Origin of the sequence: Nocardioides houyundeii (assembly GCF_002865585.1) — a bacterium.
Taxonomy (GTDB): domain Bacteria; phylum Actinomycetota; class Actinomycetes; order Propionibacteriales; family Nocardioidaceae; genus Nocardioides; species Nocardioides houyundeii.
The window spans coordinates 2613016-2626788 of record NZ_CP025581.1 but is presented as its reverse complement, the minus strand read 5'-3'; the positions used below and the strand labels follow the sequence as shown (position 1 = coordinate 2626788).

Below are 13773 nucleotides of genomic sequence, written 5' to 3'. Positions count from 1 at the left end.
TTGGGTTCAGTCGTGGGCGAAGGTGATGTTTGGCAGGATGCGGCGCAGCCAGGCCGGGCAGTACCAAGCGGCGTTGCCGGTCAGGCGCAGCAGCACCGGCAGCAGCACCAGCCGGACCAGGAAGGCGTCGAGCAGGACCGCGATGCCCAGCACCACGCCCATCTCCTTGGGCGGGATGGGCCCGGACAGGGCGAAGGTGAAGAAGACCGCGACCATCACGGCGCCGGCGGCGAAGATGACGCGGCCGGAGTGGGCCAGCGACCCCACCATGGCGTCCTTCGCGTCGCCGGTGCGTTCGTAGTGCTCCTTGGCCGAGGCCAGCAGGAACACGGTGTAGTCCATGGCGATGGCGAAGATCATCGCGAAGAAGAACACCGGCGCCCAGGCGTCGAGGAACCCTTGGGACTCGAAGCCGAGGAGGTCGGCGCCGTACCCCTCCTGGAAGATCAGGCGGGCTACGCCGAAGGCGGCGGCGGTGGACAGCAGGCTGGCCAGGGTCCCGAGCAAGGAGATCAGCGGCGCCTGCAACGCCACGAGCAGGAGCAGGAAGCCCAGCACCAGGACGACGCCGATGACCAGCGGTGTGGACTCGTCGAGCTGTGTCTTGAGGTCGAGGTTCTCGACCGGGGCTCCGCCGACCATGACCGATTCGGGCAGGTCCACCCGCAGCCGGTCCACGGTGTCGCCCAGGACCGGGTCGGAGGGATCGACGGTCGGCACCGCCTGGATCAGCACCTGGTCCGACTCGTCAGCTGCCGGCATCGGCTGCATGACGGCGGCGATGCCCTCGTCCTCGTTCAGCACCGCGGTGGTCGCCTCAGCGTCATCGCGCTGGGCGAGGACCTGCAGGGTGCCGGGAGCGCCTTCGCCGAAGGCCTCCTGGACCAGGTTGTAGCCGACGCGCGCGGAGGCGTCCTCGGGAAGCACCTTGATCGAGGGCATGGCGGTCTGGAGACCGAGGAGCGGAGCGGCCAGGGCCAGCAGCAGCACCAGCGACGCGAGACCCCAGGCGACAGGTCGCTTCCAGAGCCGCTCGCCCCAGGCGGCGAACTTCGCGGAGCGGTGCTCGCCTGAGCGGGCCCAGGGGAGCGAGAACTTGTTGATCCGGTCGTCGAGCTTGAACAGCACCAGCGGCAGCAGCGTCAGGGTCGCAGCGAGCACGAAGACCACCGAGAGCATGATCCCGCCGGCCATGGAGCGGAAGGACGGGGAGGGGACGAGCATGACCGCGGAGAGCGAGATCAGCACGGTCAGCCCGGAAAGGAGGACGGCCTTGCCGGCGGTGTCCATGGTCTGGGCGATCGCCTCCTGCCGGTCGGTGACGGCGCGTGCGGGGTCGCTGGACCTGCGGGCGGCCCGGGCGGCGCGGTAGCGCACCACGAGGAAGAGCGCGTAGTCGATGCCGAGGGCCAGGGCGAACATCATGGCGAAGTTCATCGCCCAGATGGAGACCGGGACGAGCTCGTTGATGAGCACCAGCGAGCCGGCGGAGGCAACCAGGCCGGCAAGCGTCAGGATCAGGGGGAGGCCGGCTGCCACGAGGGCGCCGAAGGCGAGGACCAGGATGGCCAGGGTGACGGGCCAGGACATGAACTCGGACTTGAGCATCGCGTCCAGGTTGGCCTCGTTGAAGTCGCTCCACAGCAGCGAGGACCCGGTCGGGTTGACGGTCACCCCTGAGGCCGAGAGGTCCTGGAGCGGCTCCTTGAGGTCGGTCGCGACGCGCACCATCTCGTTGGTGTCGGCGCCCGCCCCGGCCAGCACGATCGCGGTGCTGCCGTCGGGGCTCAGCGTGGCTCCCGGCATGGGCGCGACGACCTCGGCGATCCGCGGCTCGCTCTCGAGCATCCGGGTCACCTCGGCGAGGACCTTCGAGCCGTCGCCCTCGGTGACGGGACCGTCCTCGGAGTGCACGACGACCTGGATCGCGGAGCTGGCGTTGCCACCGAAGTGCTCCTGGGCGAGCTCACGAACCTCGACGGACTCGGAGCCGTTGGCCTGCCAGCCGGCGCCCGAGAGGTTCTTCTCGACCTGGGGGGCGAACGCACCGAGGCCCACGATGGCCAGGATCCAGACGATGGTGACCAGCTTGACGTGGTTGGTCACCCAGACGCCGAGGCGGCCCAGGGGGCCGGGCCGCGACGCCCGGTGTGGATCCGGTGCTTGTGCGGGGTGGGTTGGCGCGGCGGAGCCGCGGACATAGCTGGTGCTCATGTGAGGTCCGTTCTCGTGAGCAGGCGGCCGGGGCCGCTTGCGGTGGTCAGGTGGGGAATGGTCAGTGGGGGAGGGTCAGGAAGGGGACAGGCGTCAGAGCAGGACAGGTATCGCTCGGGCGGCGGTGTACAGCGCGACCGCAAGCACGAGGACGGTGAAGGCGGCCTGCAGCCGGGCGGTCTCCAGCCGGTTCGCGAGGCGGGCGCCCACGACCGCGGCCACGCCGGACGTGGCGGTGAGCGTCAGCACCAGCGCCCAGTCGGGGCTGGCACCGGCGCCGGCCCGGACGGCCAGTGCCGCGGCACTGGTGATCGTGATGACCACCAGTGACGTGCCCGCGGCGTACCGCATCGGCAGGGCCAGGGCGAGCAGCAGTGCGGGGACGACCAGGAAGCCTCCGCCGACCCCGAGGAAGCCGGTGAGCAGTCCCACGGTCGTGGCGGTCAGGACCACCTTGATGGCGCGTGGGCAGTTGCAGGCGAAGGTGGGGCTGAAGGTGATGATCGGGTCGTCCAGCGCCGGCCGCGGGTCGGTGGTGCCACCCCTGGTGTGCCGGAACTGGCGCCACGCCATCACCCCACCCACGACGAGCATCACCAGGGCGAACGCCGCCAGCAGGACGTCGTCGGCCACGTGGGCCGCGGCCTTCGCTCCGAGCGCGGCTCCGCCGATCGCCACGGCGCCGAAGATGACGCCGCGACCGAGCAGCACGTTGCCCGCGCGGTGGGCGGTGCTGGCCCCGATCAGCGAGGTCACGCCCACCACCACCAGGGAGCCGGTGGTTGCCTGGGTGGCGCTCTGGTCGAGCAGGTAGACCAAGACCGGGACGGCGAGGATGGACCCGCCGCCGCCGAGGGCGCCCAGGCTGAGCCCGATGAGCGCGCCCGCGAGGAGCGCGACGAGGAGTGTGACGCTCACCAGGTCAGACCTCGGAGCCGACCACGGGCAGACCGACGTCCTCGGCGTTCGCGAAGCTGTCGTCGACGGCGACCGGCCTCAGGCCCGCGGCGTCGAGGATCGAGGCGGCGACGCCGGCACGGTAGCCGCCGGCACAGTGCACCCACACCTCTGCGTCCGGCAGCTCGGCGACGCGCTGCGGCAGCTCGTGGAGCGGGATGTTCATCGCGCCGCTGATGCGGGTCTTCTCGTGCTCGTCGGCGCGGCGGACGTCGAGGACCAGGACCGGCCGGTGGCGGCGGACCTGCTCGAGGTCGGCGAACGTGCCCGTGGCGAACGACGCCAGCGTGCCGTCGGTCCAGTACTCCGGGCCGCCGGTGGCCTGGGCGGCGGGCCGGTCGATCCCGATCCGGACGAGCTCGCGCTGGGCCTCGGCGACATCGTCGGCGGTCTCGCCGAGCAGCGTCACCGGAGTGCCCCACTCGATGAGCCAGCCCAGGTAGGTGGCGAAGGGGCCGTCGAGGCCGAAGTTGAGGGTGCCCGGGGCGTGGCCGGCGGCGAAGGCGGTGCGGTTGCGCAGGTCGACGACCCACTCCCCGGCCTCGATGCGCCGACGCAGCTCGTGGGCGTCGGCCGGCTGGACCGGGGACAGGTCGGGCGCTCCCGGACCAGCGGCGTTGGCCGGGCCCATGTGCGCGTAGTACGCCGGCCACGACGCCAGCCCCTCAAGGAGCTCACGGGCGTAGGTCTCCTCGTCCTGGGTGAGGGCGGGGTTGGACCGCTTCTCCTGGCCGATCGTGGACTGGGTGGACTCGGACTGGGTGGCAGCGCAGAAGGATCCGAAGCCGTGGGTCGGGAACACCTCGGCCTCGTCGGGGAGCTGTTCGGCGAGCTTGTGCGCCGACGCGTGCTGGTGGCGCACCAGGGCGTCGGTGTGCTCCTCGCCGAGCAGGTCCGGTCGTCCGGTCGCCCCGTAGAGCAGGGAGCCGCCGGTGAACACCGCATACGGCTCGTCGCCGTCGAGCAGGGCGTAGGAGAGGTGGGTGAAGGTGTGCCCGGGGGTGGCGATCGCCCGGATCTTCATCCGCGACCCCGCGGCGACAGTCTCGCCGTCGGTGATCGGGGTCCGCTCGAAGGACACCTCGTCCGCGGCGTTGACGTGGTAGGCCGCGCCGGTGCGCTGGGCCAGGGCGAGGCCGCCGGTGACGTAGTCGTTGTGGATGTGGGTCTCGAAGACGTCGGTCAGCCTCAGGTGGTGCTCCTCGAGCAGAGCCAGGACCCGGCCGATGTCACGCTGCGGATCGATCACGAAGGCGACCTCGCCGTCGTGCACGAGGTAGCTGCGGTCGCCGAGGGAAGGGGTCTCGATCGCGAGGATGGTGAGGCTGCTCATCTGTGTCTCCAGGTCGGTGTTCTCATCGGTGCGGCGGGGGAGGTCTCAGGCGGAGGCGGCAGGGCCGGCGTCCAGGCCGGTGGCGAGCTGACGTCCGGACTGCGCCCAGGCGCTGGTGCCACCGGCCACGGAGTACGCGTCGTACCCCGCGACGACCAGCAGGTCGGTCATCGCGGCGCTGCGGTTGCCCGAGGCGCACACCACGTAGACCGGTCGCTCCCGGTCGAGGTCGCCGAGCTGCGAGGACAGCTGTCCCATCGGCACCAGCAGGGCGCCGGGCACGTGGCCTGCGACGTACTCCGCGGGCTCGCGGACGTCGATGACGGTGCCGCGGTCCGCGGCGTCTGCAAGCTGCTGGACGTCGATCTCTGGGGTGGTGCGGCTCATGGGATGCCTTCCTGGGAGTACGTCGGTGGTGACCCGTTCGAATACGGGACGGGGTATGCGGTAGGGAGAACATAGACACCCTGGGGGGTATTCCTCAAGTCGAGGAGATCCGCTCCGGGACTCCCTGGGGGGAATACGGCGGGGGGTATGCTCGTTGTGCTGGCGGACCCCGCTGCGGGGCCGACGCGACACGTGAGGAGAACGGCATGGCCACGATCGACCTGGGTGCAGAGAACTTCGAGAGCACCGTGAACGGCAACGAGCTCGTCCTCGTGGACTTCTGGGCGTCCTGGTGCGGTCCGTGCCGGATGTTCGCCCCGGTCTACGAGAAGGCTGCGGCTGCCCACCCGGACATCGTGTTCGGCAAGGTGGACACCGAAGCAGAGCAAGCCCTGGCGGCCGCCGCACAGATCACCTCCATTCCGACGCTGATGGCGTTCAAGGGCGGGAACCTGGTCTTCTCCCAGCCGGGTGCCCTGCCGGCCGCCGCCCTGGAGCAGCTCATCAGCGCGGTTCGCGACCTCGACGTCCAGGCGGCCCTCGCCGAGCGGGAGCGGAGCGCCTGATGGGCAGCTACACCATCGCCGTGAAGCTCAGCCAGCGGTACGAGCACGCCGTGGAGGCGGTCCGTTCCGCCCTGGCGGAGCAGGGGTTCGGCATCCTCACTGAGATCGACCTCCAGGCTACGTTCAAGACCAAGCTCGGAGTCGACGTCGCGCCCCAGGTCATCCTCGGGGCGTGCCGCCCGGCGCTGGCCCATGAAGCCCTGCGCGCCGAGCCGTCCATCGCCGCGGTCCTGCCGTGCAACGTCGTGGTCCGCGCGTTGGACGATGCGACCACCCTGGTCGAGGCCTTCGACCCTGAGGCGATGATGGGGCTGGCCGACAGCCCGGCCCTGCGGACCATCGCAGACGATGCCAAGCAGCGGATCACCGCAGCGCTGGCATCCCTGGACCTACCCGAGGAAGACGACTGATGAAGCTTGACCCCACCGAGATGACCCCGGTCGTCAACCGCCTCAAGCGTGCCCGAGGTCAGCTCGACGGCGTCCTGCGGATGCTCGAGGAGGGCCGCGACTGCGAGGACGTCGTCACCCAGCTCGCAGCGGTCTCCAAGGCGCTGGACCGCGCCGGCTTCGCGATCGTCGCCACGGGGCTCCAGCAGTGCCTGACCAACGGCGACGACGTCGACAGCCTGGACGTGAAGAAGATGGAGAAGCTCTTCCTCTCCCTGGCCTGAGTCGGCCCCGGCGAGTCGGCCCTAGGATGTGCGACGTGACCAGCGACGAGACTCCCGAGGCCGCCCGCGCCGCGGCAGCGCGCGGGTCGCGCCGACGGGAACGCACTCGGGCGCTCCTCCTGGATGCGGCCGAGCTGCTGCTCTCCCAGCGCGCGCCCGAGGAGATCCGGATCGAGGACGTCGCCGCGCAGGCGGGCATCTCGCCCGCCTCGGTCTACGTGCACTTCGGAACCAAGGACGGGCTGCTGGCCGCCGTCACCGAGCGCGTGCTGGCCGTGGCCACCGAGGCGCTGCGCTCGGCGTACGCCGCCCAGGTCTCCCCGCTGGAGCGTTTCGCCGGCGTCGGCTCCGCCTACCGGCGACTCCTCCTGGACCACCCGGCGGTGCTGAGGTACCTCATCGTCACCGGTGAGCGCGGTCCACGCACCGAGGTCGAGGGCGAGGTGGTCGCCAGGTTCAGCCAGCTGCGCGGAGAGTTTGAGCAGAGCATCCGCGACGCCGTGGAGACCGGGGCGATCCGGCAGGTCGATCCGGAGCTGACCTCGTACTTCCTGTTCGGCGCCTGGAACGGGGTCGCCGCGCTCGCGCTGCGCAGGGACGCCCTCGTGCTGTCGCCGGAGCGGGTGGAGTCGGCGGTGATCGAGGCTGGACTGGTGCTGCTCGACGGACTCATCCTGAACTCGTCGTCGGCCTGAGGTGCTGCGCACTTGGCACGGGGGTCGGAAACGAGTTAACTGGAGTCTTACTCCAGATAACTTCCCGGAAAGCGATTCGCGATGACGCAGACCACGCCCGTCCCCAGCCCGGATGTGAGCCTGCACGTGCGCCCGGGGGCCGGTCAGGACGGTGACCCGGAGGTCTGGGACGCGGTGGTGGTCGGCGCCGGACCGGGCGGCCTCACCTGCGCGGCGTACCTGGCGGCCAACGGCAAGCGGGTGCTGGTTCTGGAGGCCAACCAGGTGGTCGGCGGCAGCACCCAGGTCTTCCGCCGCGCCGGCAACAAGTTCGAGTTCGACGTCGGCACCCACTACGTCGGCGAGTGCGGACCCGGGGGGAGAATGCAGACGGCGCTGTCCGGACTGGCCCTGACCGAGCGCATCAAGTGGCTCCGCCAGCGCCCCGAGGGCCACTGCCAGATCATGATCCCCGGTACCACGTTCCAGACGCCGACCGGCTGGGACACCTACCTGGACCGCCTGATCGAGGCCTTCCCCGACGAGGAGCCCGGCCTGCGACGGTGCGTCAAGGTGATGCGCACCATCGCCGCCGGCGAACGGCCGCGCATGCGCCCCTTCGCGCTGCTGCGCTGGGGGTGCGACCGATCACCAAGCTGATGGCCGCGTGCGGTCTCAGCGCCGACGCCCAGGCGGTGATCCTCGCCGAGAACGGCGACTACACCTGGCCTCCGCACCGCACACCCACCGCGATGCACGCGGGCTTCCTCCACCACTACCTCCAGGCGGGGGCGTACTACCCGCGAGGGGGCGGACAGGTGATCGGCGCCCACCTGACCGACGTCGTCCAGACGCACGGCGGCCGGGTCCGCACCAAGGCGCGGGTCGAGCACATCCTGGTCGAGGACGGACGGGCCGTGGGCGTCCGGCTCCGCGGCGGCGAGGAGATCCGAGCCGGGGTCGTGGTCTCAGCCGCCGACTTCCACAAGACCTGGTCCGAGCTCGTGGGGGAGGAGCACCTGACCCGACGGTTGCGGCGCCGCCTGGACAGCCTGGAGATGACGCTGCCGATGTTCGCGGTGTACGTCGCCCTCGACGTTGACCTGCGCGAGCGGGGAACCCCGCCGCTGGCCTGGGTGTGGCCCACCAACGACGTGGACGGCTACTACCGAGAGGTCGCCGCGGGCCGCTGCCCGGATCGGATGCCCGTGGGCATCAGCTGCCCCACCGCCAAGGACCCCGAGGGGACGCACTCGGCACCACCCGGGTTCTCGACCCTCGAGCTCGTCAGCTGGGCGCCGAAGGAGCACGCGTTCTGGAACGTCAGCACCAGCCCCGCGGACGGCGGCGGATACGGCCGGGACGAGCGCTACCTCCAGCTCAAGGAGGAGCTCACCCAGCGGGTGCTCGACACCGCCGAGCTGATGATCCCCGACCTCCGGGAGCGGATGGTCTTCTGCGAGGCGTCCACCCCGATCACCCAGGAGCGCTTCACGCTCACCACCGGCGGCTCCTGCTACGGGATCGCGCCGCTGCTGAGGAACCTCGGCCCGTTCCGGCCCCGGGTCACCACCCACATCCCGGGCCTGTTCCTGGCCGGCGGCAGCACCGAGCACATGTTCGGCATCAACGCCACCATCTACGGCGGGATGGGCACCGCCGGTGCCGTGCTCGGCCGTGACCTGTTCGCCGAGGTGCGCGACGGGGCCGTCTTCGTGGACGAGGCGCGCCTGACGCCGGTCACCGACGACTTCGACCCCCTGCTGGCGTCGAAGCCAGGCTCCGCCATCCGGCGACCGGCGCGCCGCCGCCCCCGGGCCACCGCCTGACGGGCGTCGGTCACCCCGGTGAAGCCGCGTACTTCTCGTTCGTGGCTGCGACGATCTCCGCGGCGACCAGGCGCAGCTTCACGTTGCTGGTCTGGGAGGCGCGGACCAGGAACTGGAAGGCCCGTTCCTCGGGGATCTGGTAGCGCTCGGAGACGATGCCCATGGCCTGGCCGATCACCTTGCGCCCGGATGCCGCCTGGTGCAGCTGGTCCTCGGTGCGTGCCTGGCCCAGCGCGATCGCGGCATGCGTGGCGAACAGGTCGGCGACCTGCAAGGACTCGGGCGGAACCGCCTCCGACTCGGTCGAGTACAGGTTGAGCCCGCCGATGGTCTCGGCCCCGGTGTAGACCTGCAGGGCCAGCTGGGCGCGCAGCCCCCGTCGGGCGGCCTGGGGCATGTAGTTCGGCCAGCGCTGGTCGTGCCGGGCCCCCTCGACGATGACGACCCGCTCTTCGCGCATCGCGTCGACGCACGGCCCCTCTGCCAGCGAGTACTGGAGCTCGTCGAGGTCCCAGACGAACTGGTCCGTGCCGCACAGGGTCTCGATCCTGCCGTCCCTGTGGATGATCGAGATGCCGGCGTGGTCGAACTCGGGCAGTGCCACCAGTACGGCGTGGACGATGCCGTCCAGGGTGTCCTCCAAGGAGCTGGAGACGTTGATCGCCTGGGCAGCACCCGACAGTGCGCTGGCGACGTTGTCAGAAGCGTTCGCCATGGATCCTCCGAGACCGGGGCAGGCGGGGCGCTCGTGGTGACGCGCGGCTACGGCTGTAACGGCCTGACCTTCGCGTCAGGCACCGTCTCAGGATAGCCCCGAGCCGGCGCTCACGCGAGAGGTCGCCGGCGCCCGGATGGACCCTCAGCGTTCCGCAGTCCGCCCTGGGGCATGCCGGCGAGAGACCGGGCGGCGGCGCCGTTCGACTGGTCGTCCGAGCAGCGGAGCGACCAGCTCCCGGATGACGGGTGAGGGCGGAAGTCCCAGCTGATCGGCCAGCAACCGGCGGTAGTCGTGGAACTGGCGCAACGCCTCGGCGTGGTTCCCCTCGGCCAGGTGCACCTCGATGACGGTGCGGTGGGCCGACTCGCGCAACGGCTCTGCCCGCACCGCCGTGAGACCGGCCGACAACGCGTCGACGAACCGCTGCTGCTCGCGCAGCCGGGCGGCGTAGCGCTCCAGGGCGTGGAGCCGCTTCTGCCGAAAGTTCTCCCGTTCCACGCTCAGCCACTCGTCGTACCAGTCGGGCAGCAGGTCCTGACCGAGAAGGAGGAGGAGGTCCTCGTCGGTGAGCGGCCGGAGAGGATCCTGCGCCGTGCAGAGGAGCTCGGCCATCGCCTCGCCCTGCCAGAGGTCCACCTCGAGGTCGGCGGGGAGACGGAGGGTCGTGGTCTCCGACCGCACCAGCTGACGTCCGCGGGGTCGGGGGAGTCGCCACAGCACCGAGCGCAGGTTGGAGGCGGCCTGAGCCGGGGACGCATCGGCCCACATGCGTTCGGCCAGCACGGCCCGCCGCGCGGGGCGGTGACGATGGTTGATCGCCAGCTGGGCCAGCAGCCGCTCCGCGGGCGCAGGCAGCGCCACCGGCTCGTCGTCGAAGACGAGTGCGAATCCACCTAGGAGCGAGAGTCGGGCGGGTTGGGGTGGTGCCATGGTGCGACCTCGCAGGTCGTGAGCCAGCAGGCCTCCGGCGCTGTCTTGACCGGTCAGATCTAGGACGGTACCCGGCCCGGGTGAGTCCAATCATTGATCCATCCCCGGGGGTAGGTGGGACGCCGTCGTGACGTGCGCGTGACGGCGGAGCACGCGGCCCGGAGCACGTGAGGGGGCATGGCGGTGTCATGGTTCCGGGACGCGGCGTCGCCAAGGTGGAGGGCACGCGGTGCGAGAGGCGCACCGGTGACGATGTGAGGGGCAGCCATGTACCGGCACACCAAGCAGCTTCAGAACCAGGTCAAGCCCGAGCGTCCCGATGCGCTCTTCGCAGCGAAGCTCCAAGAGCTCGTCGGAGGTCAGTTCGGCGAGATGACGGTGATGATGCAGTACCTCTGGCAGGGCTGGAACTGCCGCGTCCCCGGCAAGTACAAGGACATGATCCTCGACATCGGCACCGAGGAGATCGGTCACGTCGAGATGCTCGTGACGATGATGGCTCGGCTCCTCGAGGGCGCGCCGTCCGAGACCCAGGCCCAGGCGGCCGCCGCCAACCCCGCTCTCGCCGCGGTGCTCGGTGGGCAGAACGTGCAGCACGCGATCGTCACGGGCGGCGCCGCCATGCCGACCAACAGCCAGGGTGTCCCGTGGAACGGCGGCTACATCGTCGCGAGCGGCAACCTGCTGGCCGACTTCCGCAGCAACGTGGCGGCCGAGGCGCAGAGCCGGCTGCAGACGGCACGCGTCTACCAGATGACCGACGACCCGGGCGTCAAGGAGACGCTGCAGTTCAACCTGGCGCGCGACACCTACCACCAGCAGCAGTGGCTGCTGGGCATCGAGCAGCTCATCGAGGACGGCTTCACCGACGGCCTCGAGGACTCCCTCAAGGAGGTCGAGGACGACGAGCCCGGCCGCACGTTCTACTCGTTCACCGAGGGCAGCCGCGCCGGCGAGGGCCGCTGGGCCCAGGGCAACACCCTCATCGGCGACAAGGAGCTGATCTTCACCGAGGGCGTGCCGCTGGCCGACGACATCAACCAGGTCCCGGCGCCGGACCCGCTGCTGTTCGCCACCTACGACGGCAGCATGGGGCCCGGCACCCCGGCAACGCGGCCGGGTCGCTGAAGCAGGGCGCGGAGAACCTGATGCACAAGGCCAAGGAGAAGCTCACCGGCGAGTGACCCGAGACGACCCGTCAGCTCCAAGGAGGCTCTCGTGCTCGAGCTCGTCATCCGTCCGATGGCCGACGCCTTCATGCAGGTCGGCGTCTTCGTGGCCCTGCTCGCGGCCCCTTTCGGGTGGGCACGCTATCGGTGGGGGGACCGGCTGGACGCAGCCCTGGAGCGACGACGTGGGTGGGGCCCCCTGGTGGCGGCCCTGCTCACGGTCCCCCCGGGATGTGGCGGCGCCATCATCGTGATGGCGGTCTACTCCCGGGGGGCGGTCTCCTACGGGGCGGCGGTCTCCGCGCTGGTCGCCACCATGGGGGACGCATCCTGGGTGCTGCTCGCCGCCGACCCGGTCCTGACGCTGCAGCTGAAGGTGCTGCTCGTGGTCACGGGCACCGCGACCGGGTACGCGGTGGACCTGCTCGGCATGGCGCCCCGGTTGCGTGACGACGGTCCCGCAGCCGCCCCGGTCGCGGCGTGCGGGGGGCGGATCGCCGCAGCGGACGGCCCGGGGCCTGGAGTCCTGCAGCGCGAGGCGCCCACGGCGGTCGGGGCCACGCCCCAGGGCACCTCGGTCCTGGCAGGGGTACAGGATCTCGGTCCGCTGCCGGCCGCTCTCTGGCTCTTCCTGGGGGGCGGCCTGCTGGTCAGCCTCCCGGTCACGTTCCAGCTCGCGGATCCCGCGGCGCTGGGCGCGGCGCTGTTCGGCGGCGTCGACCCCTACCTGAGCCTGGGTGCCGTGGGCACGACCCTGTGCCTGGTGGCCTTCGTCCGCGACGGCTTCAAGGTCGCCGACGACGACACCAGCACGGCGAGCCCGGCCTCGGTGACAGCGATGCTGCGGCACAGCGGGCGTGAGGTCGCCTTCGTGACGGTCTGGGTCGCGGCGGCGTATCTCGCCTGGTCGCTCGTCCAGGCCGGCACCGGGTTCGACGGCTCCCAGCTCCCGCTCTTCGGCCTGACCGGCGTGGTCGTGGGTGCCTGCGTGGGCCTGATCCCGGGTTGCGCCATCCAGATCGTCTTCGCCGGGATCTTCCTGGCGGGCGGGATGCCGTTGTCCACCCTGGTCGCCAACACGGTGAGCCAGGACGGGGATGCGCTCATCCCGTTGCTCGCGCTGGAGCACCGCTCGGCGCTGCTCGCCACCGTCCTCACCACGATCCCGGCCCTGGCAGTGGGCGCCGGCATCCTCCTGCTCGGCTGACACCCCTCGACCTCGTCGAAAGGCATGCTCATGCACCTCCTCGCACTCTCCACCGCAAGGCTCCACCTGGCGCTGGCCGGAATGCTCGCGCTCACCACGGGTACGTACGGACTCGTCGTCGCCCTGGCCGTGGCCGCCGTCCTGGTCACCCGCCAGGTAGCGCGAAACCACCTGGCGGCCTCCCCGTCCAGGGCCGAACCCGCACCGGGAAGGAGCCACCGTGGCATCACTGGCGCAACAGGATGAGGACCAGCTGGGCGGTCCGTGGAGCGTCCTGGTCCGGCAGAAGCGGGACCATGTCCGGCTGGACGCCCTGCTCGAGAGACTGCCTCGGGCCCCCGGCCCCGAGCAGGACCAGGTGCTGCACGAGATCTACCGGCTGGTCTTCCCCCACGCCTTCGCCGAGGAGTCGGTGCTGTGGCCGGTGGTCCGCAGGGTGCTGCCGGACGGCGAGGCGCTGACGCGTCAGGTGGAGCAGGAGCACCAGGAGGTCAACGATCTGGTGACCAGCCTCGACGGGGGCCGGCTGGGGGCCGAGGAGCGCGCCGCAGTCCTGGAACGGCTGGTGCAGGTGCTGCGCGAGGACGTCCGGGACGAGGAGGACGCCCTGCTACCGGCGCTGCAGCAGCGCCTGGATGTACGGCGGCTGCGCCGGCTCGGTGTGGCGTGGGAGCTCGTGCGGCGTACCGCGCCGACCCGCCCGCACCCCGTGGTCTCGCGTCGGCCGCCCGGCAACGCGCTGGCGGCGCTTCCCCTGACGGTCCTGGACCGCTCGCGCGACCTGGTCGACCTGGGTGCTCGGCGGGCGCCGGCATTGGGGCGCGCCAGGCTGGAGGCGGCCAGTCGCGGCCTGGGACGGGCAGCCGGTGTCGTGGAACGGCGGCGGGTGTTCCGGCGCGGCGAGTCGCCCGTCACCCGGGTCACCCCTTGACCGACGGCATATCTTGGTTGGTCTGGCGTCCAGACCTCGGCGTCCCAGGTTGCGTCCCAGGAGGCCTCATGATGGCTACCTCAGATTCCTCCGCAGAACTTCACGACCAGGCATGGGTCCATCACTTCATCCGACAGATGGGCCGTCCACCGACGGCAGAGGAACGACAGGGGTACGTCCAGACG

Annotated in this window: 15 protein-coding genes; 9 read left to right on the top strand and 6 right to left on the bottom strand. The window is 71.0% G+C overall.

The genetic code is table 11. The features are described from left to right. Positions 1 to 6 precede the first annotated feature (6 nt). From C0R66_RS12575 to C0R66_RS12560, 4 genes are all read right to left on the bottom strand, one after another. Positions 7 to 2214: an MMPL family transporter gene (locus C0R66_RS12575; protein WP_101524988.1), complete on the bottom strand. Its 2208-nt coding sequence runs from the start codon at positions 2212 to 2214 to the stop codon at positions 7 to 9. 93 nt (positions 2215 to 2307) lie between these two features. Then, positions 2308 to 3132, bottom strand: a complete 825-nt coding sequence (locus tag C0R66_RS12570; protein WP_101524987.1) for a sulfite exporter TauE/SafE family protein — start codon at positions 3130 to 3132, stop codon at positions 2308 to 2310. Positions 3133 to 3136: 4 nt separating this feature from the next. Further along, positions 3137 to 4504: an MBL fold metallo-hydrolase gene (locus C0R66_RS12565; RefSeq protein WP_101524986.1), complete on the bottom strand. Its 1368-nt coding sequence runs from the start codon at positions 4502 to 4504 to the stop codon at positions 3137 to 3139. Between the two features lie 45 nt (positions 4505 to 4549). Further along, positions 4550 to 4891, bottom strand: a complete 342-nt coding sequence (locus tag C0R66_RS12560) for a rhodanese-like domain-containing protein (RefSeq protein WP_101524985.1) — start codon at positions 4889 to 4891, stop codon at positions 4550 to 4552. Positions 4892 to 5097: 206 nt separating this feature from the next. Here C0R66_RS12560 and trxA point away from each other — a divergent pair, with 206 nt between their 5' ends. From trxA to C0R66_RS12535, 6 genes are all read left to right on the top strand, one after another. Then, complete coding sequence (trxA, locus tag C0R66_RS12555) at positions 5098 to 5457, top strand: thioredoxin (protein ID WP_101524984.1); 360 nt, start codon at positions 5098 to 5100, stop codon at positions 5455 to 5457. Beyond that, positions 5457 to 5867 carry a DUF302 domain-containing protein gene (locus C0R66_RS12550; RefSeq protein WP_101524983.1) on the top strand — a complete coding sequence of 137 codons (411 nt, stop codon included), beginning with the start codon at positions 5457 to 5459 and terminating at the stop codon, positions 5865 to 5867. Before trxA ends, C0R66_RS12550 begins: the two co-directional genes overlap by 1 nt. Next, a complete protein-coding gene (locus C0R66_RS12545; RefSeq protein WP_101524982.1) occupies positions 5867 to 6130 on the top strand; it encodes a metal-sensitive transcriptional regulator in 264 nt (87 codons plus the stop codon). The genes C0R66_RS12550 and C0R66_RS12545 overlap by 1 nt, the downstream gene beginning before the upstream one ends. Positions 6131 to 6165: 35 nt before the next feature. Then, positions 6166 to 6825, top strand: a complete 660-nt coding sequence (locus tag C0R66_RS12540; RefSeq protein WP_158648031.1) for a TetR/AcrR family transcriptional regulator — start codon at positions 6166 to 6168, stop codon at positions 6823 to 6825. 81 nt (positions 6826 to 6906) lie between these two features. Continuing rightward, positions 6907 to 7464 (top strand): phytoene desaturase family protein, encoded by a 558-nt coding sequence (locus C0R66_RS19055; RefSeq protein WP_199286668.1) that lies wholly within the window; start codon positions 6907 to 6909, stop codon positions 7462 to 7464. Continuing rightward, entirely contained in the window at positions 7443 to 8633 is a 1191-nt protein-coding gene (locus C0R66_RS12535; RefSeq protein ID WP_199286667.1) for a phytoene desaturase family protein, read from the top strand. Before C0R66_RS19055 ends, C0R66_RS12535 begins: the two co-directional genes overlap by 22 nt. Positions 8634 to 8643: 10 nt before the next feature. Here C0R66_RS12535 and C0R66_RS12530 read toward each other — a convergent pair whose 3' ends face one another. Both C0R66_RS12530 and C0R66_RS12525 read right to left on the bottom strand, forming a co-directional pair. Next, a complete protein-coding gene (locus C0R66_RS12530) occupies positions 8644 to 9348 on the bottom strand; it encodes a GAF and ANTAR domain-containing protein (RefSeq protein WP_101524980.1) in 705 nt (234 codons plus the stop codon). A 144-nt stretch (positions 9349 to 9492) separates the two neighbouring features. Then, a complete protein-coding gene (locus tag C0R66_RS12525; RefSeq protein ID WP_101524979.1) occupies positions 9493 to 10281 on the bottom strand; it encodes an AfsR/SARP family transcriptional regulator in 789 nt (262 codons plus the stop codon). 267 nt (positions 10282 to 10548) lie between these two features. On the opposite strand from C0R66_RS12525, the gene C0R66_RS12520 reads away from it, so the two are divergent. The 3 genes from C0R66_RS12520 to C0R66_RS12510 all read left to right on the top strand — a co-directional run bounded on the left by C0R66_RS12520 (position 10549) and on the right by C0R66_RS12510 (position 13588). Next, positions 10549 to 11409, top strand: coding sequence for a manganese catalase (locus C0R66_RS12520; RefSeq protein ID WP_101524978.1), 861 nt, complete (start codon positions 10549 to 10551; stop codon positions 11407 to 11409). A 90-nt stretch (positions 11410 to 11499) separates the two neighbouring features. After that, complete coding sequence (locus C0R66_RS12515) at positions 11500 to 12657, top strand: putative manganese transporter (protein WP_101524977.1); 1158 nt, start codon at positions 11500 to 11502, stop codon at positions 12655 to 12657. 220 nt (positions 12658 to 12877) lie between these two features. Next, complete coding sequence (locus C0R66_RS12510; protein WP_101524976.1) at positions 12878 to 13588, top strand: hemerythrin domain-containing protein; 711 nt, start codon at positions 12878 to 12880, stop codon at positions 13586 to 13588. Positions 13589 to 13773: the final 185 nt, after the last annotated feature.